The following is a 20,695-nucleotide window of genomic DNA, read 5'->3' as shown; positions in this document are numbered from 1 at the left end:
GCCGGGCCCGTGCTTCACCGCGCGCCGCGCCGCTCGGCCAGCTCGAACCATCCCATCCCGGCCAGCATGGCGCCAGCGAACAGCAGCGGCGGCAAGCCGCCGGTGGCCACAGAACTTAACGCCGGACCGGGGCAGTAGCCGGCCAGGCCCCAGCCGCGCCGAACAGCAGGCTGCCCAGCACCAGGCGGCGGTCGAGGCGGCGCCGTAGCGCGTGCCGATGCCCACCATCAAGCCGGCCAGCAGCAGCGTGGCGTGGCCGGCGTCGACCTGCACGGCCGGCAGCGGCGTCCAGGCGCGGTACAGCAGCGGCGCGGCCAGCAAACCAGCGGTGAACGCCAGTCGCCAGCCGAGGTCGCCACGGCGCGGCCGCAGCACGCCGCCGAGGATGCCGCTGATGCCGGCAATGCGGCCGTTCAAAGTAGATTGATTGCGCGGGCGGGCCGCGCGGCTACGCCAACCCGGCTTGCTTGAGGCGGCGGTACAGGGTGCGCTCGCTGCAGCCCAGCGCGGCGGCGAGCGCCTTGCGCGTGCCGTTGAAGCCCCGCACGTAGGCGGCGAAGTCGTCGTCGGCCAGCGTTGCCGGCGCGTGCACCGCCGGCCGCGCGCCCAGGCCGAGATGGGCGGCCTTGATTTCGCCATCGTCGGCAAACAGGCGGGCGCGCTCGATGACGTTGCGCAGCTCACGGATATTGCCCGGCCAGTGATAGCCGTCGAGCGCGGCCAGCGCGTCCGGCGCCAGATGCACGCCGGCGTTGCCGCCGCGCTGCAACAGCGACTCGACCAGCAGCCCGATGTCGCCGTGGCGCTCGCGCAGCGGCGGCAGTTGCAGGGGAAAGGCCGCGATGCGGTAGTACAGATCCTGGCGGAACTGGCCGTCGGTCACCATGCGCGCCAGCGGCTTATGGGTGGCGGTCACCAGCCGGAAGTCGCTGCGCAGCGTCTCGACGCCGCCGACGCGGCGGTAGGTGCCGGACTCGATCAGGCGCAGCAGCTTGACCTGCATGGCCAGCGGCACGTCGCCGATCTCGTCGAGGAACAGCGTGCCGCCGTTGGCGGTCTCGGCCAAGCCGGCCTTGCGCGACACCGCGCCCGTGAACGCGCCCTTTTCATACCCGAACACTTCGCTCTCGAACAGCGTCTCGCTCAGGCCGGAGCAATCCATCACCACGAACGGCCCGGCGCTGCGCGCGCTGGCCTCGTGCAGCGCGCGGGCGAACAGTTCCTTGCCGGTGCCCGATTCGCCCAGCAGCAATACCGGCAGCGTCGACGGCGCCACCCGCTGCAGCTCGCCGAGCGCGCGGTTGAACGCCGGCGACTGGCCCACCAGGCCGCTGCGGCTGGCGCGCGCGGACGCCTGCCGCACCGTCTGCAGGCGCTCGACAAAGCCGATCACCCGGTGGCCGGCATCGACGATCGGCCGCAGTTCCACGTCCACGTGCTCGGGTCCGCGGGGCGTGTGGTGGATGTGGAGCACGCGGTCCGGCGCGCGCGTGGCCAGCGCGCTTTGCAGCGGACAATGCTCGCCGGCCTGGTCGCACGGTACCGCGAACTGGTGCGAAACGGCGTAGCAGGTGCGGCCGAGATAGGGCTTGCCGGCCACCGCGAACTGCCGCTTGTACGCCGTGTTGGCGGCCAGGATCTGATACGCGGTGTTCATGACGATCATCGGCGCGGCCTCGTGGTCGAGGTAGGAAATCAGCGCCCGCACTTCGGGCGCCTGCAATAGTTCTGAATCTGTCATGGTTAAGCTCCAGGAAATGACTGCCACGTCTGCCACTGGCAGTATGCCACTGACGCGCAAAGCTGTCAGCGGCTTCTCCCTGCGTGAAAAAATCTGCGCCAAATCAAAAACTTAGCCGCGCGCGGCCGCTGGCACGGGATTTGTACTTAGACAGGCATCCGTCCCGAGGAGAACGACGTGGAACCACTGTATATCGAAGGCTTTTACGACCAGGCCACCAGCACCATCAGTTACATCGTGCAGGACCGGCAGACCCGCGCCTGCGCGCTGATCGACAGCGTGCTGGACTACGACCCCGCATCCGGCCGCACCGGCACCGCCGGCGCCGACCGGCTGATCGCCCGCGTGCGGGCCCTCGACGGCAAGGTCGAGTGGATCCTGGAGACCCATGCGCATGCCGACCACTTGTCGGCCGCGCCCTACCTGAAGCAGCAGCTGGGCGGACGCATCGCCATCGGCGGCCACATCCGCCAGGTGCAAACGGTGTTCGGCAAGCTGTTCAACGCCGGCAGCGAGTTTGCCCGCGACGGCAGCCAGTTCGACCACCTGTTCGCCGACGACGAGGTGTTCAGGATCGGCAACCTGAGCGCGCGCGCCTGGCATACGCCGGGCCACACGCCGGCCTGCATGACCTATGTGGTCGACGGCGCCGACGAGCCGGCGGCGTTTGTCGGCGACACGCTGTTCATGCCGGATTACGGCACCGCCCGCTGCGACTTCCCGGGCGGCGACCCGCGCCTCTTGTTCCGCTCGATCAATCGGGTGTTGAGCCTGCCCGCGAACGCCAGGCTGTACATGTGCCACGACTACCGCCCGAACGGCCGGCCGCTGGCCTATGTGACGACGGTGGCGGAGCAGCGGCACGCCAACATCCATGTGCGCGACGGCATCAGCGAGGAGCAGTTCGTGGCGATGCGCAGCGCGCGCGACGCCACGCTGGAGATGCCGGCCCTGATCCTGCCGGCGATCCAGGTGAATATGCGCGCCGGCCAGTTGCCGCCCGCCGAGGACAACGGCGTGCGTTACCTGAAGATCCCGCTGAACGCGGTGTGACGATGGAGACCGATCAACGACTGCTGCGCCACCTGGCGGTGGCGGTGCTGCTCAAGCTGGCGCTGCTGGCCGTCCTGTGGTGGGCATGGGTCAGGGATGCCGGCGTCGACGTCGACGCCGGCGCGATGGCCGACCGGGTGGGCGCGCCGCCCCGGCATACAGGAGAACACAAGTGATTTCAGACCAATTGGTGGACTTGTCGCGGCTGCAGTTCGCGGCCACCGCGATGTACCATTTTCTATTTGTGCCGCTCACCGTGGGCATGGTGTGGCTGCTGGTCATCATGGAGAGCGTGTACGTGATGACCGGCAAGGTGATCTGGAAAGACATGACCCGCTTCTGGGGCAAGCTGTTCGGCATCAACTTCGCGCTGGGCGTGACCACCGGCATCACGCTCGAGTTCCAGTTCGGCACCAACTGGGCCTATTACTCGCACTATGTGGGCGACATCTTCGGCGCGCCGCTGGCCATCGAGGGCATGATGGCGTTCTTCCTCGAGTCCACCATGATCGGCCTGTTTTTCTTTGGCTGGGACCGGCTGCGCAGGCGGCAGCACCTGCTGGTCACCCTGCTGATGGCGGTGGGGACCAACCTGTCGGCGCTGTGGATCCTGGTCGCCAACGGCTGGATGCAGAATCCGGTGGGCGCGCAGTTCAGCTACCTGACCATGCGCATGGAGACGGTGGACTTCTGGGCGGTGGTGTTCAACCCGGTGGCGCAGGCCAAGTTCGTCCACACGGTATCGGCCGGCTACGTGACCGGGTCGGTGTTCGTGCTGTCCATCTCCAGCTGGTACCTGCTGCGCCGGCGCGATGTCGAGTTCGCCAAACGCAGCTTCAGGGTGGCCGCCGCGTTCGGCCTGGCGTCGGCGCTGAGCGTGATCGTTCTCGGCGACGAGTCCGGCTACACGGTGGGCGAGGCCCAGCAGACCAAGCTGGCCGCGATGGAGGCCATGTGGGACACCAAGCCGGCGCCGGCCGGCCTGACGCTGGTGGCGGGCATCAACGAGGCGGCGTCGCGCAACGACTGGGAAATCGACGTGCCCTGGCTGATGGGGCTGATCGGCACGCGCTCGGTGAGCAGGCAGATCCCGGGCATCCACGAGATCCGGGAAAAGAACCGCGCCCGCATCGTGCGCGGCATCGTGGCCGTCAACGCGCTGGAAGCGTTGCGCCGGCAGCGCGGCGACGCGCACGCGCTGGCCACCTTCAACGACTACCAGGCCGACCTGGGCTTCGGCCTGCTGTTGAAGAAGTACGTGGCGGACGTCAACCAGGCCACGCCCGCCATCATCGAGCGCGCGGTGCAGGACACGGTGCCGCGCGTGACGCCGATGTTCTGGGCGTTCCGCGCGATGGTCGGGCTGGGCGTGGCGCAGCTGGCGCTGTTCGCGCTGGCGTTCCGGAGCACGCTGGGCGCGGCCGGCACACAGCGGCCGTGGCTGCTGCGCTGGGCCCTGTGGATGCTGCCGGCGCCGTGGATCGCCTGCGAGCTGGGCTGGTTCGTCGCCGAGTATGGCCGCCAGCCGTGGACCATCTACGGCGTCCTGCCGACCCACCTGAGCGTCTCCACCCTCGGCGTCGGCAACCTGTACGGTTCGCTGGCCGGCTTCGTGGGCTTCTACACGCTGCTGCTGGCGGTCGAGATGTTCCTGATGGTCAAATTCGCGCGCCTGGGGCCGGGCAGCCTGGGCACCGGCCGCTACGCCCACGACGCCATGCTCAAGGAGCTGCACCATGCTTGATTACGCCACACTGAAAATCATCTGGTGGGTCCTGGTCGGCGTGCTGCTGATCGGCTTTGCCATCATGGACGGCCATGACATGGGGGTGGGCGCGCTGCTGCCTTTTGTCGGCCGCAGCGACCTGGAGCGGCGCGTGGTGATCAACACGGTGGGGCCGCACTGGGACGGCAACCAGGTCTGGTTCATCACCGGCGGCGGCGCCCTGTTCGCGGCCTGGCCGGTGGTGTACGCCACCGCCTTCAGCGGCTTTTACTGGGCCATGATGCTGGTGCTGTGGGCGCTGTTTTTCCGGCCGGTCGGCTTCGATTACCGCAGCAAGATCCGGCACGCCGGCTGGCGCGGCACCTGGGACTGGGGCCTGTTCGTCGGCGGCGCGGTGCCGCCGCTGGTGTTCGGCATCGCCTTCGGCAACCTGCTGCTGGGCGTGCCGTTCCGGTTCGACGCGTATCTGGTGTCCAGCTACAGCGGCAGCTTCTGGCAACTGCTGCGGCCCTTCGCCCTGCTGTGCGGCGTGGTCGGCAGCGCGATGCTGACGCTGCAGGGCGGCGCCTACCTGGCCCATCGCACGGAAGGCGTGTTGCAGCAACGCGCCATTCGCGGCGCGGTGGGCGCGGCCGTGGTCATGGTGCTCGGCTTCGTGGCCGCCGGGGTCTGGCTGCAGTGGATCGATGGCTATCGCATCACCTCGGTGGTGGACGGCGCCGCGCTGCCGGACGTGCTCGGCAAGTCGGTGGTGCGCGAGGCCGGGGCCTGGATGGCGAACTATGGCCGCCAGCCGGCGCTGTGGCTGTTGCCGGCGACGGGGCTGGGCGGACCGGCGCTGGCGGCGTTGCTGCTGCTGAGGCGCCGCACGCTGGCCGCGTTCGTGGCCTCGTCGTTCGGCGTGGCCGGCGTGATCGGCACCGCCGGCGCCTCGATGTTCCCCTTCGTGATGCCGTCGTCGTCGATGCCGAACGCCAGCCTGACGGTGTGGGACAGCGTCTCGAGCCAGTTGAGCCTGGCCATCATGTTCTGGGCGGCGCTGCTCTTCATGCCGCTCATCATCCTGTACACCGGATGGGCTTATCGCGTCATGCGCGGCAAGGTCACCGCCGCGCAGATCGAAGCCAACCAGCACAGCGCCTACTAGCGCCGCGACGACTTGAATGAGGGAGGGACGAGCATGTGGTATTTCGCCTGGATACTTGGAGTGGGTTTCGCCTTGCTGCTGGCGATCATGAATGCGCTGTGGGGCGAGCACGAGGAGGGCCGCGCGGGCGGCCACGGCGACGAGGGGGACCGGCCATGAACGGCCATGCGCGGCGGCGGCCCCGCCGCGCGGCCCTGGTCCCGGCCGCGGCTTAAAACCCGGCTTCGCGCCAGGCCACCGCCGCCGCCGCGCGCAGGAAGCGCAGCGCCGGCGCTTCCCAGCGGCCGGCGATGGCGACCCGTCCGCGCCAGGCGGGGCTGGTGGCCGGCAGCTCGGCGCCGGCGTCCAGCACCACCCGGTACACCGCGTGTTCCGGATAAAACACGCCGTTCTTTTCCCGCACCAGCACGTCGCCGCCAAACAAGGCCGCCAGCTCCGGCTCGCCCAGCGTGCGGCTGGCGTCGCGGTCGATGCTGGCCACCGTCAGGCGCACGGCCGGCCCGGCCAGGCCGTCGGCGATGAACAGCGCGCGGTCGCCCTGCCGGATGCGGCGCACGGCGTCCTCGTCCACGTAGGCCACCACTTGCCAGCGGCCGGCCGCCACCAGCGAGCCCAGATACTCCTGGCCCTTGAGCCATTCGCCGGGGCGCAGGTCGGGATCGACGTCGACCAGCACGCCCGCGTACGGCGCCACCGGGCGGTAGCGTTGCAGGTCGGCGCCCACGGTGGCGTGTTCGGCGCTGGCGTAGGCCAGCTGGTCGTTGAGCACTTGCCAATCCTTGCGGCTGCCGGCGTCCAGGCCGGCCGCCGCCGACTGCCAGGCCAGCACATCCTGGCGCGCGCCGGTCTCGCCTTCGCGCAGGTCCAGTTCGGGCGACGACAGGCGCAGCAGCGGCTGGCCGGCCGCCACGTCTTGACCGTTCTTCACCGGCAGCGCCGCCACCGCCGCGTGGGGCGGCGCGTACAGCGCCAGCCGCGTGCGCGGCTGCAGCAGGCCCGAGGTCTGCACGCGGTCCGGCCACGGCAGCAGGAAGGCGAAGGCGAGCAGCGCCAGCAGCGCGCCGCTGCGCCAGGCGCGGCGGCTGTGGCGCAGCGCGGGCCAGCGCCGTCCCCAGGCTTGCAGCTCGCGCCACAGCGGCAGCGCGACAAACCACCCGATCTCGACCATGAACAGCAGGATGCCGACCGCCTTGATGAAGAAGTGGTACACCAGCGCGGCGATGCCGAGGAACAGCACCAGCCGGTAGATCCACACCGCCCACGCAAACAGCACCAGCCCCGTGTGGCGGCGGGGCGGGAACGATTCCGGCGCCGGCTCGCCCAGCGCGAACAGGCGCTCGCGCAGGTCCCAGCGCGCCAGCGCGAACGCGCGGCTGTGCAGGTTGGGCAGGCCGAGGTAGTCCGACAGCAGGAAGTAGCCGTCGAAGCGCATGAACGGGCTGGCGTTGATGGCCACGGTGGCGATCCAGGTGGTGGTCGACAGCAGGAAGGCCACCTGCTTGGGGCCGCCCTCGGGCAGCCACGACCAGGCCAGCGTGGCCCAGCAGGCGATCATCAGCTCGGTCACGATGCCGGCGCCGGCCACCGCCAGCCGCTGGTCGCGGCGCGCCAGCTTCCACACCTCGTTGGTGTCGGTGTAGGCCACCGGCCACATCACCAGGAACGCCAGGCCCATGGTCGGCACCCGGCAGCCGTAGCGCTTGGCCGTGAGCGCGTGGCCCAGTTCGTGGCAGACCTTGGCGAACGTGACGGCGCAGCCGTACAGCAGCGCGCCGTGCCAGCTCAGCGTATCCATCAGCGTGGCGGAAAAACGGTCCCATTCGCGGTAGGCGCCGGCCACGCCGAACAGGCCGGCGGCCACGGTCAGCCAGCGGAACGCGGGCGAGAACAGGAACGCCAGGCGCGGCGCCAGCCACGTCAGCCAGCGGTCCGGGCGCAGCAGCGGGATGCGGAAGAACAGGTAGTTGTGCAGCAGCCATTGCCGCCAGTTGCCGCGCTGGCGCTCGCGCATGGCGGCAAACGCGGCGGCCGCGCCGCGCCCCGGCTGCAGCAGCTGCTGGTCGCGCAGGAAGGCCAGCAGGCGCTCCATCGCTCCGCCGTCCAGCTGCAGCGCGGTGTCGCGGTTGATCGCGTCGATCACGGCCCGCGGGTCTTGCAGGTTCCAGCGGCTGAGCATTTCAAAGCTCGGCCAGTCGAGCTGGAAGAACTGGTTGCGCACCGGGTCGTGCAGGGTCCAGCTGGGCTGGCCGTCGGCCAGGCGCGGACCGGCGTCGATGGCCAGCTCCTGGCGCAGCGGGGGGAGGCTCGATCGCATGGCGGCGCCTCAGAAGGCGAGGAACTGGCGCACGCTGGCCAGCGGCCGGCGCAGCATCCAGTAGACCAGCGGCACCCGTTCGCCGCCCAGCTTGGCCGTGCCCTTGAGGCCGATGCGCTGGCCGGCCACGCTGTCGAGCTTGGCGCGCACGCGGTAGGCGTAGCTGCCGTCCGGGCGCGCGGTGGCGCGGTGGCTCATGTAGCGCAGGGTGCCGGTCAGCGGCGTCAGCGGCGCCGACGCCAGGTACAGGTGCAGTGGCGCCTGCTCGGCCAGCGGAATGGCGTCGCCGATCGGCACCCAGGCTTCGATCTCCACGTCGGTGGCCGAGGCCACCTGCAGGATGCGCTCGCCCGTCTGCACGGGCCGGCCTATCCATTCGGACGGATCGTCAAACAGCGCGATGCCGGCCTGCGGCGCCAGCACGCGCGAGCGCTGCGCCTGGCCTTCGAGGAAGCTGGCCTGGGCCTGCTTCTCGGCGATGCGGCCCAGCAGCGTGGCCAGCTGCGCCTTGGCGCGCGGGTCGTTGAGCATCATCTGGGCCGCCTGCCGGTACTCGGCCTGGGCCGTGGACAAGCCTTCGCGGGCGACGTCGAGGCGGCTGCCGATCGGCGCCTGGTCGAACGAGAACAGCTCCTGGCCGGCGGTCACCACCTGGTTCGGGCGCACGGCGAAGTCGGCGATGACGCCGTCCAGCGGCGCCCGGATCGTGGCCGGATTGGCCGGCACCAGCTCGCCGGGCGCGAGCACCGTCAGCCGCACCGGCATCAGCAGCACGGCCAGCACGGCCACGGCCACGCCCAGCCGGCGGCGCCGGCGGCGGCCGCCCCCGGCATCCTGCGCGCCGCCGTTCCACCACGCGCGCAGCCGCGCCGGCAGGCGCGCCAGCGACCAGCGCGCCGGCGGATGGAGCGCGCGCCAAGCGTGCTGCCAGATGTCCATCCATTCGCCCAGCAGCGCCAGGTGTTCGGCCGACAGCGCGGCGTCGCCGGCCAGCAGCAGGCCGGCCGGTTCGGCGGAGGCGTCTGCAGCGCCATGCAGCGCCGGCAGCGGTATCCATGTCGCGGCGGCGGGCAGCCACTCGTCCCACGCGGCGGCCACGGCCGGCGGCAACCGCGCCGGGTCGACCGCCTGCGGGCGGGGCGGCGCGCCGGCCAGCGCGCGGCACAGCTGGTCCAGCCATTGCGCGTAGGGCGCGTTGGCTTCGACCGCCACCACGCCGGACAGGGTGTGGACGTCGCCGGGGCCCAGCCACAGCGCCGCCTGGCGGTAGGGCGCCAGCGCGCGGCTGTCGTTGACCGCGATGAAGGCCAGTTCGTTGGCGCTGGCCGCGGCGCGTGCGCGCTGGGCCAGTTCCAGCAGGGACAGCAGGGGATTGCCCGGCGGCGCACCGTCGTTCATGCGGCCGCTTTCGCCGCCGCCGCGCTACGCGACAGCACCGCCAGGCGCTCGGCGCCGGCGCCGCGCGCCGCGCGCATTTGTTCGTCCAGCCCGCTGCGGCCCACCGGCACGGCGTCGATGGACGAGCTCTTGACGGCACGGCCATCCTTGCTGACGACGATCTTGAAGGTCTGCACGGCGACCCTGCCATGGCTGTCGCGCGCCGTGATCTTGAAGCTCAGCGTGCCTTCAAAGCCCGCGGGCGGCGTGCCTTCGAAGCGTGCCGAGCCGGGGTCGAACCTGATCCAGGACGGCAGCGGCTTGCCGTCCGCCGTCTGCGCGCTCAGCGAAAATGGCGAGGCGCCGCTGGTCGAGGCGAAGCTGTCCGGCGCCACCTGCACTGAAATGGCCTTGCCGCTGCTGACGGTCACATCCGGGATCGGCGTGTTGACCACCAGCGCGTCGCCGGCGAACGGCAGGTCGGGCAGGCCGTTCGGGGTGAAGGCGGTCAGCAGCGTACCGGGGTCGGTCAGCGTGGGCAGGCCGGGCGGCGCCAGCGGATTGGCGGGCGTGTTCGGCCCGGCGGGGCCGCCAAGGCCGCCACCTGCCGCTGGCTGGGCGCCCGAAGCCACGTTGACGAGGCCGCCGGCGGGGCGGTTGCCGGCGAGCGGGGTGTCGCCCAGTACCGGGTCGGCCTTGACCAGGTCGGACGGCCCGGTGACGCCCGGCTTGGTATCGGCCGGCGGTGGCGGCTGGGTCACGACCGGCACCTGCTGGACCGGCGGCACCGGGGGCACCGGCGGGACCGGCGGTTCCGGCGGCGGCGTGACCACCGCGGCCACGGTCAAGACGCTGCCGGTGTTGCCGGCCGTGTCGCGCACCGCGACCAGCACCGTGCTGTCGGCGCCACCGGCCGACGACCAGCCGCTGCCGGACACGCTGGCCGGCTGCCAGCTGGCGCCGTTGTCGCGCGACACCAGCACCGATTCGCCGGCCGCCAGCGGCGCCGACAGGCCGCCGGTCAGCACGCCGGCGGGCGACAGCGTGCCGCCGGTCGGGCTGGCCAGCGGGGCGCTGGTGTCGAGCGTATAGGCCTGCTGGAACGCCGCGCCGTGGCCGGCGTCGTTGCTGACGCGCGCCATGAAGACATTGCTGCCGCCGAGGGTGGCGGCGACCGACCAGCTGGCCGCGCCGGCCGCGGCCGAGGCGTTGACCCAGGTGGCGCCGCCGTCTAGCGAGACCTCGACCCGCTGGCCGGCCGCCAGCGGCGCCGACAGCGTGCCGCTGATGGTTTGCGCGGCCACGTTGGTGATGAAATCGCTGGCGCTGGCGCCGCTGTCGGCCGACAGCGCGGCGCCGGTGACCAGCGTGGCGGGCGGGCCTTCGACCAGCAGTTGGCCGCCGCCGGCGTTGCGGCTGGCATTGCCGGCCAGGTCGGTGACCACGGCGGCGACGTCGTAGCGCTGGCCGGCCGTCAGCGACAGCGCGCCGGACGACGGCGTGGCGTGCGCCAGGTCCAGGCTCCAGCCGCCGCCGCTGACGGCGACCTGGTAGGTGGCGCCGCCGACACTGACGGCGAGCAGCTCGCCGTCGGCCAACGTGGCCGAGCCGGTCAGCGTCGGGGTGGTCGTCGGCGCGGTCAGGGGAGTGACCGTCGGCGCCACCGGCGCCGTGGTGTCGAGCACATAGGCCTGGGTGTAGACCGCGCCGTCGCCGCCGGAGTTGCTGACCTTGACCTGCAACTGGCCGTTGCCGCTCAGCGTGACGCCGCCCAGCGACCAGCTGTCGCCGCTGGCGCTGGCGCTCTGCCAGCTGGCGCCGCCGTCCAGCGACACCCGCACCGATTCGCCGTCCTTCAGCGCCGCCGACAGCGAGCCGCTGAGGTTTTGCGCGGCCACGTTGGTGATGAAGTCGCTGGCGCTGGCGCCGCTGTCGGCCGACAGCGCGGCGCCCGTCACGGCGGTGGTGGGCGGCGTGACCGGCACGACGATGGTGCCCACCGTCAGCTCGTTGCTGCTGCTGTCGCTGGCGGTGTTGCCGGCCAGGTCGGTGACGGTGGCCACCACCTCGTAGCGGTTGTTGAGCACCAGCGCCAGCGCGCCGCTGGCCGGCACCGCGCTCGACAGGTCCAGGCTCCACGTGCCGGCCGCCGGCACCACGTTGTAGGTGGCGCCGCCGACGGTGACGGTCATGGTTTCGCCTGCGGCCAGCGTGGCGCCGCCGGTCAGCACCGGCGTCAGGCTCATGGTCTGCAGCGTGTCGACGGTGGCCACGGTGGCGGCGGTATCGTAGACATAGGCCTGGCTGAGCACGGGGCCGTCGTTGCCGGCGGTGTCGCTCACCTTGACCTGCAGCGTGCCGCTGGCGGTGAGCGTGCGTCCGGCCAGCGACCAGGTGCTCTGGCCCACGGTGGCGCTGGCGGCGGTCCAGGTGGCGCCGTTGTCGAGCGAGACCAGCACCGATTCGCCGGCCGCCAGGTTGGCCGACAGGGTGCCGCTGACCGTCTGCGCCGCCGTGTGGGTGATGAAGTCGGTCGACGAGACGCCGCTGTCGGCCGAGAAGGCAGCGCTGGCCACGCTGGTGGCCGGGGCGCTGGTGTCGAGCACGTAGGCCTGGCTGGTGGCGGCGCCGTTGTTGCCGGCGGCGTCGGTCACGCGCAGCTGGAGCGTGTCGCTGCCGGCCAGCGTGACGCCGTTCCAGGTCAGCGTGGTGCCGGACACCTTGCTGGTGATGTCGGTCCAGGTGGCGCCGTTGTCCAGCGAGCCGTAGACGATGTCGCCGGCGGCCGGCGCGCCGCCGAGGGTGGCGGTGATGGTCTGCGCCGCGGTGTTGGTGATCAGGTCGGTGCCGCTGGCGCCGGTGTCGGCCGACAGCGCGATGCCGCTGAAGCCGGTGGTGGGCGCCGTGGTGTCGAGCACATAGGCTTGCGCGTAGGCCGTGCCGTTGTTGCCGGCGTCGTCGCTGACGCGCACCTTCAGCGTGCCGCTGCCGGACAGCGTCTGGCCGCTGAGCGACCAGGTGTTGGTGCCGGCGCTGTCGGTCGCCTGGGTCCAGGTGGCGCCGTTGTCGAGCGACACATAGACGTGCTCGCCGGCCGCCAGGTTGGACGCCAGCGTGCCGCTGATGGTCTGCGCCGCGGTCTTGGTGATGAAGTCGGTGCTGGACGTGCCGGTGTCGGCCGAGAAGGCGGCGCCGGCCACCGTGTTGGACGGCGCGGCGGTGTCGATGACGATGGCCTTGTTGGCGCCCAGCGAGCCGGCCGTGCCGGGCGCGGCCAGCGTCAGGTCGGCCGGGCGGTGGCTGCCGCCGGCGTCGGTGATGGTGGCGGCGTTGAACGCCAGCGCGGCGCTCGAGCTGTAGTCGAGGTCGGCGCTGTTCTGGCCGGCGCCCACCACGTAGGTGAAGGTCAGCGTGCTGCTGCCCGAGCCGCCCGCGTAGCTGGCGACGCCGCCGCTGTCGAGCGTGAGCGTGGGCGTGCCGCCGCTGGTGTCGACGTCGACCGCGGTGGAGAAGTCCACCGTGATGGTGATGGTCTGGCCGGCGGCGTAGCTGCCGTCTGCGGTGGTGGCGCTGATGCCCGTCACGCTGGGGCTGGTGCCGTCGACATCCACGCCGGCCGTGCTGGGCACGCTGTTGAGGGTGGTCGCGGCGTCGTTGCCGGCGGTGTCGCGCAGCGTGCCGCCGTTGACCGACAGCGCGCCCACGGTGATGCCGTTGGCGTCGACGTCGCCGCTGGGCACGGTGTAGCGGAACACCAGCGCGCTGGTGCCGGAGCCGGACACGTAGCTGGCGTAGCGGGTGGTGGTGCCGACCACCAGCGCGATGCGCGGCGTGCCGCCGCCGGTGTCGACGGTGACCGCCTCGTCGAAGTTGACGGTGAAGTCCAGCGGGTCGCCGTTGTAGTAGGTGCCGTTGGCCGGCACCGCCACCGAGGTGACGGCCGGCGCGGTGGTGTCGACCAGGACGGTCAGCGCGGCCGAGGCGGCCGTGGCGTTGCCGGCGGTGTCGGTGGAGATGGCCGTGATGCTGTGGCTGCCTTCGGCCAGCGCGCCGTTGGTCAGCGTCCAGCCGCCGGCGCCCGCGGTGACCGTGCCCAGCAGCGTGGCGCCGTCAAACACGGTGACGGTGCTGCCGTTCTCGGCCGTGCCGCTCAGCGTCGGCGTGGTGTCGCTGGTCACGCAGTCGCTGCTGGAGGCGCCGGTGTCGCTGGCGGTGGCCAGCACCGGCGTGCCGGGCGTGGCCGGGGTGGCGGTGTCGAGCGTGTAGGCCTGGGTCTTGGCGCTGCCGCTGTTGCCGGCGGCGTCGACCACCTTCAGCTGCAGGGTGTCGCTGCCGGCCAGGGTGACGCCGTTCCAGCTCAGGGCGGTGCCGCTGACCTTGCCGGTGATGTCGGTCCAGCTGGCGCCGTTGTCCAGCGAGCCGTAGACGATGTCGCCGGCCGCCAGCGTCGCGCTCAGCGTGGCGGTGATGGTCTGGGACGCGGTCCTGGTGATGAAGTCGCTGCTGCTGGCGCCGGTGTCGGCCGACAGCGCCAGGCTGTTGAAGGTGATGGTGGGCGCCGTGGTGTCGTACACGTAGGCCTGGCTCAGCACGCTGCCGTCGTTGCCGGCGGTGTCGCTGACCTTGACCTTGAGGGTGTTGCTGGCGGTGAGCGTGCGTCCGGTCAGCGACCAGGTGCTCTGGCCCACGGTGGCGCTGGCGGTGGCCCAGGTGGCGCCGTTGTCGAGCGAGACCAGCACCGACTCGCCGCTGGCCAGGTTGGCCGACAGCGTGCCGCTCAGGTCCTGCGCCGCCGTGCGGGTGATGAAGTCGGATGACGAGGTGCCGCTGTCGTTGGAGAAGCTGGCGCTGGCCACGGTGGTGGTGGGCGCGGTGGTGTCGAGCGTGTAGTTCTGCGAGCTCACGCCGCTGTCGTTGCCGGCCGCGTCGGTCACCTTGAACGCGATGGCATTGCTGCCGGCGCCCAGCGTGGCGCCGTTCCAGGTCAGCGTGGTGCCGGACACCTTGCTGGTGACGTCGGTCCAGCTGCCGCCGCCGTCGACCGAACCCCAGACGATGTCGGTGCCGGCCGGCGCGCCGCTGAGCGTGGCGGTGATGGTCTGGCTGGCGGTCTTGGTGACCAGGTCGGTGCTGCTGGTGCCGGTGTCGGCCGACAGCGTGATGGCGGTGAAGCTGGTGGTGGGCGCCGTGGTGTCCAGCGTGTAGCTGTGCGTGTAGGCGGTGCTGGAGCCGTCGGCGTTGGTGACGCGGGCCTGGAAGGTGCTGCTGCCGGCCAGCGTGGTGGTGGTGCTCCAGCTGCTGGAGCCGACCGTGTAGGTGGTGGCGTCGCTCCAGCTGCCGCCGTTGTCGTACGAGACCTGGACCTTTTCGCCCGTGCTCAGCGTGGTCGACAGCGAGCCGCTGATGGTTTGCGCGGCGGTCTTGGTGATGAAGTCGCTGCTGCTGGTGCCGGTGTCGGCCGACAGGCTGGCGCCGGTGACCGTGACCGTGGGCGGGTGCAGTATGGCCTTGACGTCGGTGATGTCGAAATTCTGGAACAGCCCGAAATCGCCCGAACTGAACACCACCTGCTTGACGTCGTTGATCGGTTTGCTCAGGCCGGAATTGAGCAGGGTCTGCCAGCCGTTGAGCAGCGAGTTCACCGTCAGCGTGTCGGTGGTATTGTCGCCGTACGTCAGGTCGATCGTCAGCGAGTGGGAAAGGACGCCGACATCGAACGAGCTGATGTCGAAGGTGTAGCCGGAAGCGATGCTGACCGTCAGCTTGACTTCGTTGGTGGGGCCCTGGTAGGCGTACAGCCCGTCGGTGCCGTAGGTGCCGTCGATGCCCAGGCCGCCCGCGCTGGCGCCGCCGGAAAACGTGACGTTCTGGCCGTTGACCTGCTTGACCACGGTGGTCGAGCTGTAGTCCGCATCGCTGCCGGTGAACGTGATCGTGGTCAGCAGGCCCCGGTAGTCGCCGAGGTCCAGCGCCTTGGTGTCGATCTTGCCGGCGTGCGTTTCAAGCGTCCAGTTGCCGCCGATGGCCGCCGCGCCGGTGGCGTCGCGCGAGGCCGCGACATCGGCGCCGGTGACGCGCGCCAGGTCGGCCACCAGCGCGTTGTGGTCGCCGGCGGCGACGTCGCAGCCGTACAGCAGCAGGTCGCCGTCGGTGGCCAGCGCCCGGCCCAGCTGCGCCAGTTCCGCCTGCACGCTGGCCGATGACAGCGAGGCGTCGGTCAGGCGCGCGGTGCCGAGGTTGAGCGTGCCCTCGGAGCCGTGCGACAGGATGTGGATCGCGTCCAGGCCGCGCTGGCCGGCCGCCCACTGGGCGATCTGCGCCAGGCCGTCGCGGCTGCCGTCGAATTCGACGATGCCGATGCCGTCGCGCACGCCCGCCTCCAGGCTCTTGTAGTTGGCCACCGAGGTGTCGACCAGCACCACTTCCTTCTTGCCGTCGTCCCGGGCCGGATCGATGGCGCGCACCGTCACGGCAGGCGGCACCGGCGGCGGGGCCGTGTCGTGCTGGGCCGCGTGGGCGGCGTCGGCCACGGCGCCGTCGAACATGAAGCGCTGCTCCAGCGGCAGCAGCTGCGAGGCCGGGCGCAAGGGGCGGCGGACGCCGGCGGCGAAGAGGGGATGGTTCATGTCAGGCTCCTGGGGATGCGTTGGGGGCGCGGTTTGGGTTCAAGGCGGCGCCTGGCGCGGCGAATTTGGCGAGATGGTCGGCGACCTGGCGGTCCAGTCCGGGCTGCCATGCGGACGGCATGACGGCCAGCACGTTGGCCAGCAGTTGCGCGGTGGCGTCCAGCAGGGCCGGGTCGCGCAGGCGGGCCTTGGCGGCGCTGGCCCACAGGTAGACCTTGGCCAGGTGCTCGGCGCCGAGCGCGCCGGTGTCCGGCTGCGGCGGCATGTGGGCGTACATGACGGCGGTCGGCAGGTAGGCCGGCACATAGCCTTCGGCGGCCAGGCTTTCCATGCCGAACAGCGCGGCGTCGCGGTCGACCTCGCCGCCGTCGCCCTGCGACTGCATGATGGCCAGCCGGTAGCGCGCCTCGGCGATGCCGGCCTGGGCCGCTTGCTGGAACCAGGCGCGCGCGCGCGGCAGGTCGGCCGGCACGTCGGCGTCGCCGCCCAGGTACTGGCCCATGCGCAGCATCGCCGGCGGCGCGTTGGACTGGGCGGCCTGCGCGCACAGCGCCAGCCCGCGCGGCACGTCGCGCGGCACGCCCTTGCCGCGTATCAGCAGCTCGGCGGCCGAGCACAGCGAAATATAGTGGCTGCCCCTGGCCGCGTCCAGGTAGGACGCCAGCGCGGCGGCGGCGTTGCCGGGCGCGTCGGGCCGGCGCATCAGGCAATCGCCGTGCAGGTGCTGGGCAGTGGGGATCTGTTGCAGCGCGGCCTTGGCGAACCAGGCGCAGGCGGCGTCGGCGTCCACAGGCCGGCCCCAGCCGTTCTGGTTGAACAGGCCCAGCATGAATTGCGCCAGCGGATTGCGGGCGCTGTGGCGCTGGAATTGCGGGTAGGCGCGGGCGTAGTCGCCCCGGTCCAGCAGCGCGTAGGCCGGGCGCAGCTCCCCGGCGTAGTCCCGGGGGCGTTCGGCGCGGGCGCCCGCCGCCATCAGCAGCAGGGGCGCCAGCAGCGCCAGCAAACGGAGTATTCGTGTGTACAACATCTTGCTTCCAACCGCGGCCGCCGGTGGCGGCCGCGCAGTACGACGGTTGATTAATTGCGGCTCGGGAAGATGCCGACCGTGGCGATCATGTAATACATGGCGATGTACGGCGGCATGATGCTGAGCGGCTGGGACGCGCCGGCGATGCCGGTGTTGCCGCTGGCGTTGGTGGTGCCGCCCACGGTGACGGGCGCCGTGCCGGCCAGCGTGACGGTGCCGGTGCCGCTGGCCTTGACGGTCACGGTGCCGGTGATCGCGCCGGCCGCCATGGCCACGGTCGGCGGCGAGCCGGAGGTGTACACGCGGTTGGCCGGTCCGGCTGATTCGGCCAGGTAGGCGCCGCTCGGGCTGGCGGTGCCGGCGGGGGCGTTGACCGCCTGGATCCGCAGCTGCGTGGCGTCGGCGGTGTAGGTGACGCCGGCCAGCGAGACGCTGCTGGTGCCGCCGGTGACGGCGCCCAGGTTGGCGTTGCCGGTCAGGCCGGTCAGCGTCAGCGGCACGGCCAGCGAGTGCACGTGGGACGGCAGGTTGTTGATGGTCAGCGTGGTGGCCGTGGTGCCGCCCACCTGGCCGACGATGAAGTTGCCGCTGGTCGGGCTGTTGCCGGCGCCGAGCAGGAAGCGCCCGCGCAGGTCCGGCAGGCCGAAGGTGCTCTGGCCGTCGCCGCCGTAGGTGGTGCCGATCAGCGCGTACAGCGCGGAGTTTTGCGCGATCGGCATCAGGCGGCCATCGGCCGGCGTGTAGTTGCGCCAGTTGTTGCTGGGCGCGGCCAGCACGCAGATGGTCGACAGGTAGTCTTCGGTTGAACAGGCGAGGCTGGCGTTGCTCCAGCTGCCCGCCGCCACGATGGCGGCCATGGCGATGCGGTGGATATGTGGCTTCATGGGGTCCCCTTGTTTTAGCGTGGTCGAAAAAACGGGTGCTTGCTGCGCTACTTTGCCGGCGGCGCCATCAGCACCTTGCCGCTCATGCCGGCCACCAGCTCGCCGAAGCGACCGTCGATGACGGCCGTCAGCTTGACCGACTGGCTGACCGGATCGACCCGGGCGCCGATGCGCTGCACCTTGGCCGGGTAGGTCTTGCCGGTTTCATCGATGCTGACCTGGAAGGGCGCGCCGTTGCGCACCCAGCTCAGCCAACGCGATGGAATGATGAATTCCAGTTCCAGCGTGCTGTCGTCGAGAATTTCCATCAGCGCCTGGCCGGGCTGCACGTATTGCTGCTCGCGCGCCTTCTGCTCGGCGATGCGGCCGGCAAACGGCGCGTTGATCTGGCACTTGCCCAGCAGCGCGCGGTTGGCCGCGACCTCGGCCTGGGCCTTGAGCGTTTCCGCTTTGGAGACGTCGAGCTCGACCTGGCCGACCGAGTTCAGCTTCGCGAGCTTCTGGTTGCCTTTCCAGTTGGTGTCGGCCGCCATCAGCGCGGCCTCGGCCTTGGCCAGCTGGGCCTGCTGCAGCACGCAGTCGAACTGCACCAGCAACTGGCCCTGCTTGAAGGCCGCGCCCTCGGTCAGCGGCAGGCGGTTGATCTTCGCGCCGATCTCGGCGGCCAGCGTGGTGTAGCGGCGCGGCGACAGCTGGGCGCGGATCTCGCGCGTCTCCAGCGTGGCGGCGGCCGGCGCCGTGGCGGCGTGCGCGGCGGGCAGGACGGTCAGGACGGCGGCGGCCAGCAGGACGGCACGGCACGTGGACAGCACCACGGTCATGGACGGTCCTCGAGCGACGGCAACTTGCCCTGGTTCCAGGTCTGCAGCGACTGCGCGACGGCGGCCGTCAGGTCGGCCAGCGACATGCTGGACGAGCCGTTGATGGCCGGCTCCATGCCCAGCGTGGCCTGCAGGCGCGAGGCGGCCGCCTCGGCGTTCGAGCGCGCCTGGTAGCGGCGCAGCTGCGACAGCACCGCCGTGCTTTGCTGCGAAATGCGGTCCAGCGCCGACTGCTTCTGCACCTCGGCCTGGTTGGCGACATGCTGGGCGATACGGCCGTCGACCTGGGCGATGGCGTCGGCGCGCTCGTACTGGCGCGCGGTGTTGGCGTACTGCAGGCGGGCGATGTGGACCTGGCTGAGCACGGCCATCTGCACCGCCATGCGGCGCTGGTTGGCCAGGGTGACGCCGGCGTCGGCCAGGCGCATCTGCGCCGGCGCCGACAGCACGCCCAGCAGGTTGAACGAAATCTGCGCGCCGGTCTCGTTCCAGTTCTGGTGGATCAGGTAGTCGTCGTTGCTGTGCTTGACGCCATAGTTGAACGACAGGCCGGGGAACAGCTTGAGCATGGCGCGCCGGGTTTCCTGCTGCGCGATGCGGGCGTTGTAGATGCCCTCGCGCAGGTCGGGATTGCGCATCAGCGCCACTTCCTCCATCTTGTCGACCGGCTGATCCAGCCAGGCGGTGCCCACATCGCCGGCCGGCTCGACCACCGTGTAGCCGGCGGTGAGCGGCAGCGCCGTCAGCGCGGCCAGCTCGACGCGCGCGGTCGACAGTTCCTGCTCGATGGTCTCCAGCAGGCGCAGGTTTTCCAGCAGCTGGCGCTGGTAGCGCAGCGGTTCCAGCGGCGAGCGGATGCGGTCGTTCTCGGCCGCGCGGGCGTCCTTGAGCGCGGTTTCGGAGTCGGCGATGGTGCTGCGCAGCAGCGGCACCAGCTTTTGCGCGGCCACCACGCGCCAGTAGGCGGTGCGCACGTCCAGGATCAGCGTGTGCAGCGCCTTGCGGCGGCGTTCGCCGGCGATCAGCACGCGGTCGGCGTTCTGGCGCGCGGCGTAGTAGCTCTGGCCGAAGTCCAGCAGACTCCATGAAATGCTGACGTCGGTGCTGAGCACCTGGCGGCTGGACGAGATGTAGGGATGGGCCAGCGACGGTTCGCCGGTCACCGAATCGGTGCTGCGGGTGATCAGGTCGTTGTTGCGGTCGCGGTAGCCCGCCGAGGCGATCAGCTTGGGCAGCATGTCGAACTGGCCGGTCTCGAAGGTGCCCATGGCGACGGCTTCCTCCATGGCCTTGTAGCGGCGCTCGGCGTTGTACTTGATGGCGCGGGCGATGGCGCCGTCCAGCGTCAGCGGGCCGGCCAGCGGTTCGACGTCGCGCGTCAGTGCGGTCTTATCTTCCTGCAATGTCGAGCGCACTTCCGACTGGGTCAGTTTCGCGGTTTCGATATTGAGGGTCGAACAACCGCTGAAGATCAGCATGCTGGCGACCGCCAGCGGCAGAGTCTTGATTGCGGGAGTTTTAATGGACAGGATTTTTTGATAGGAGCTCATTAATTCAGCCAGGCCGGTTAAAGGTGGTCACTTAATAATAATCAAGAGTAAGTATCTACCTTTAGTGCACGCCGGTGTGCACCCTGATTTACCGATTTTTTATAATGTGGCGCGTTTGGTACATTCATATAGCATAACTTTCAGTTCACAATCCTTCTGCAAACCCTCTGGCGCGCCGCCGGCTACCGCGAGGTAACGCGTGAGTTTTTGTGACAATTGGCTTGCTGATTAATTAATAGCGGTTTGAAAATCGCGAGTATGTGGACATTGGTGAGAATTGCGCCGCATTATTGCCGCTGGGCGGATGTAATGAATTAAAAATATATTAAGAAGACCAAAGATTCCTATTCCATTTTTAGCGCAATGTATAACCCGTGGCTATTAACATGCAATAGGCGCTCGTCGTTTCGCGGCGACAACGGTTTGCGT

At 70.5% G+C, this 20,695-nt stretch carries 15 protein-coding genes; 6 read left to right on the top strand and 9 right to left on the bottom strand.

Annotated features, from left to right (window positions below):
- Positions 1–14: 14 nt before the first annotated feature.
- Entirely contained in the window at positions 15–110 is a 96-nt protein-coding gene (locus tag ACUJB0_RS23190) for a hypothetical protein (RefSeq protein ID WP_444847277.1), read from the bottom strand.
- Positions 111–211: 101 nt separating this feature from the next.
- On the opposite strand from ACUJB0_RS23190, the gene ACUJB0_RS23185 reads away from it, so the two are divergent.
- Positions 212–427 (top strand): hypothetical protein, encoded by a 216-nt coding sequence (locus ACUJB0_RS23185; protein ID WP_444847276.1) that lies wholly within the window; start codon positions 212–214, stop codon positions 425–427.
- Positions 428–448: 21 nt separating this feature from the next.
- On the opposite strand, the gene ACUJB0_RS23180 is transcribed toward ACUJB0_RS23185, so the two are convergent.
- A complete protein-coding gene (locus ACUJB0_RS23180; protein ID WP_444847275.1) occupies positions 449–1,741 on the bottom strand; it encodes a sigma-54 interaction domain-containing protein in 1,293 nt (430 codons plus the stop codon).
- Positions 1,742–1,918: 177 nt separating this feature from the next.
- Here ACUJB0_RS23180 and ACUJB0_RS23175 point away from each other — a divergent pair, with 177 nt between their 5' ends.
- The 5 genes from ACUJB0_RS23175 to cydX are packed head-to-tail and all read left to right on the top strand — an operon-like array spanning position 1,919 to position 5,826.
- Positions 1,919–2,794: an MBL fold metallo-hydrolase gene (locus ACUJB0_RS23175; RefSeq protein ID WP_444847274.1), complete on the top strand. Its 876-nt coding sequence runs from the start codon at positions 1,919–1,921 to the stop codon at positions 2,792–2,794.
- A gap of 2 nt (positions 2,795–2,796) precedes the next feature.
- On the top strand, positions 2,797–2,970 hold the full coding sequence (gene cydP / locus ACUJB0_RS23170) for a cytochrome oxidase putative small subunit CydP (protein ID WP_444847273.1): 174 nt from the start codon (positions 2,797–2,799) through the stop codon (positions 2,968–2,970).
- Positions 2,967–4,538, top strand: coding sequence for a cytochrome ubiquinol oxidase subunit I (locus ACUJB0_RS23165; protein ID WP_444847272.1), 1,572 nt, complete (start codon positions 2,967–2,969; stop codon positions 4,536–4,538). Before cydP ends, ACUJB0_RS23165 begins: the two co-directional genes overlap by 4 nt.
- The gene (gene cydB / locus ACUJB0_RS23160) at positions 4,531–5,667 is read left to right on the top strand and encodes a cytochrome d ubiquinol oxidase subunit II (RefSeq protein WP_444847271.1); all 1,137 of its coding nucleotides are present in this window, start codon (positions 4,531–4,533) and stop codon (positions 5,665–5,667) included. The genes ACUJB0_RS23165 and cydB overlap by 8 nt, the downstream gene beginning before the upstream one ends.
- Before the next feature lie 33 nt (positions 5,668–5,700).
- The gene (cydX, locus tag ACUJB0_RS23155) at positions 5,701–5,826 is read left to right on the top strand and encodes a cytochrome bd-I oxidase subunit CydX (protein ID WP_161087334.1); all 126 of its coding nucleotides are present in this window, start codon (positions 5,701–5,703) and stop codon (positions 5,824–5,826) included.
- Positions 5,827–5,878: 52 nt separating this feature from the next.
- Here cydX and ACUJB0_RS23150 read toward each other — a convergent pair whose 3' ends face one another.
- Genes ACUJB0_RS23150 through ACUJB0_RS23120 form a run of 7 tightly spaced genes read right to left on the bottom strand, consistent with a single transcriptional unit; the run spans position 5,879 to position 20,266 of the window.
- Complete coding sequence (locus tag ACUJB0_RS23150) at positions 5,879–7,981, bottom strand: site-2 protease family protein (RefSeq protein ID WP_444847270.1); 2,103 nt, start codon at positions 7,979–7,981, stop codon at positions 5,879–5,881.
- Positions 7,982–7,990: 9 nt separating this feature from the next.
- A complete protein-coding gene (locus tag ACUJB0_RS23145; RefSeq protein ID WP_444847269.1) occupies positions 7,991–9,379 on the bottom strand; it encodes an efflux RND transporter periplasmic adaptor subunit in 1,389 nt (462 codons plus the stop codon).
- Complete coding sequence (locus ACUJB0_RS23140) at positions 9,376–15,984, bottom strand: Ig-like domain-containing protein (RefSeq protein ID WP_444847268.1); 6,609 nt, start codon at positions 15,982–15,984, stop codon at positions 9,376–9,378. The genes ACUJB0_RS23145 and ACUJB0_RS23140 overlap by 4 nt, the downstream gene beginning before the upstream one ends.
- Position 15,985: 1 nt before the next feature.
- Positions 15,986–17,011 carry a tetratricopeptide repeat protein gene (locus ACUJB0_RS23135; protein ID WP_444847267.1) on the bottom strand — a complete coding sequence of 342 codons (1,026 nt, stop codon included), beginning with the start codon at positions 17,009–17,011 and terminating at the stop codon, positions 15,986–15,988.
- A 50-nt stretch (positions 17,012–17,061) separates the two neighbouring features.
- Complete coding sequence (locus ACUJB0_RS23130) at positions 17,062–17,895, bottom strand: phage tail protein (RefSeq protein ID WP_444847266.1); 834 nt, start codon at positions 17,893–17,895, stop codon at positions 17,062–17,064.
- Between the two features lie 47 nt (positions 17,896–17,942).
- A complete protein-coding gene (locus ACUJB0_RS23125; protein WP_444847265.1) occupies positions 17,943–18,716 on the bottom strand; it encodes an efflux RND transporter periplasmic adaptor subunit in 774 nt (257 codons plus the stop codon).
- A complete protein-coding gene (locus ACUJB0_RS23120; protein ID WP_444847264.1) occupies positions 18,713–20,266 on the bottom strand; it encodes a TolC family protein in 1,554 nt (517 codons plus the stop codon). Before ACUJB0_RS23120 ends, ACUJB0_RS23125 begins: the two co-directional genes overlap by 4 nt.
- Between the last annotated feature and the right edge of the window lie 429 nt (positions 20,267–20,695).

The organism is Duganella caerulea (assembly GCF_040362985.1).
Classification (GTDB): Bacteria; Pseudomonadota; Gammaproteobacteria; order Burkholderiales; family Burkholderiaceae_D; genus Rugamonas; species Rugamonas vulcania.
This window is presented reverse-complemented; position numbering and strand designations above follow the sequence as displayed.

What these genes read in the sequence shown, in the direction of transcription:
- ACUJB0_RS23180 (WP_444847275.1), bottom strand. Translation starts at nt 1,741, where the DNA reads ATGACAGATTCAGAACTATTGCAGGCGCCCGAAGTGCGGGCGCTGATT.
- ACUJB0_RS23125 (WP_444847265.1), bottom strand. Translation starts at nt 18,716, where the DNA reads ATGACCGTGGTGCTGTCCACGTGCCGTGCCGTCCTGCTGGCCGCCGCC.
- cydX (WP_161087334.1), top strand. Translation starts at nt 5,701, where the DNA reads ATGTGGTATTTCGCCTGGATACTTGGAGTGGGTTTCGCCTTGCTGCTG.
- cydB (WP_444847271.1), top strand. Translation starts at nt 4,531, where the DNA reads ATGCTTGATTACGCCACACTGAAAATCATCTGGTGGGTCCTGGTCGGC.
- ACUJB0_RS23140 (WP_444847268.1), bottom strand. Translation starts at nt 15,984, where the DNA reads ATGAACCATCCCCTCTTCGCCGCCGGCGTCCGCCGCCCCTTGCGCCCG.
- ACUJB0_RS23120 (WP_444847264.1), bottom strand. Translation starts at nt 20,266, where the DNA reads ATGAGCTCCTATCAAAAAATCCTGTCCATTAAAACTCCCGCAATCAAG.
- ACUJB0_RS23130 (WP_444847266.1), bottom strand. Translation starts at nt 17,895, where the DNA reads ATGAAGCCACATATCCACCGCATCGCCATGGCCGCCATCGTGGCGGCG.
- cydP (WP_444847273.1), top strand. Translation starts at nt 2,797, where the DNA reads ATGGAGACCGATCAACGACTGCTGCGCCACCTGGCGGTGGCGGTGCTG.
- ACUJB0_RS23150 (WP_444847270.1), bottom strand. Translation starts at nt 7,981, where the DNA reads ATGCGATCGAGCCTCCCCCCGCTGCGCCAGGAGCTGGCCATCGACGCC.
- ACUJB0_RS23145 (WP_444847269.1), bottom strand. Translation starts at nt 9,379, where the DNA reads ATGAACGACGGTGCGCCGCCGGGCAATCCCCTGCTGTCCCTGCTGGAA.
- ACUJB0_RS23135 (WP_444847267.1), bottom strand. Translation starts at nt 17,011, where the DNA reads ATGTTGTACACACGAATACTCCGTTTGCTGGCGCTGCTGGCGCCCCTG.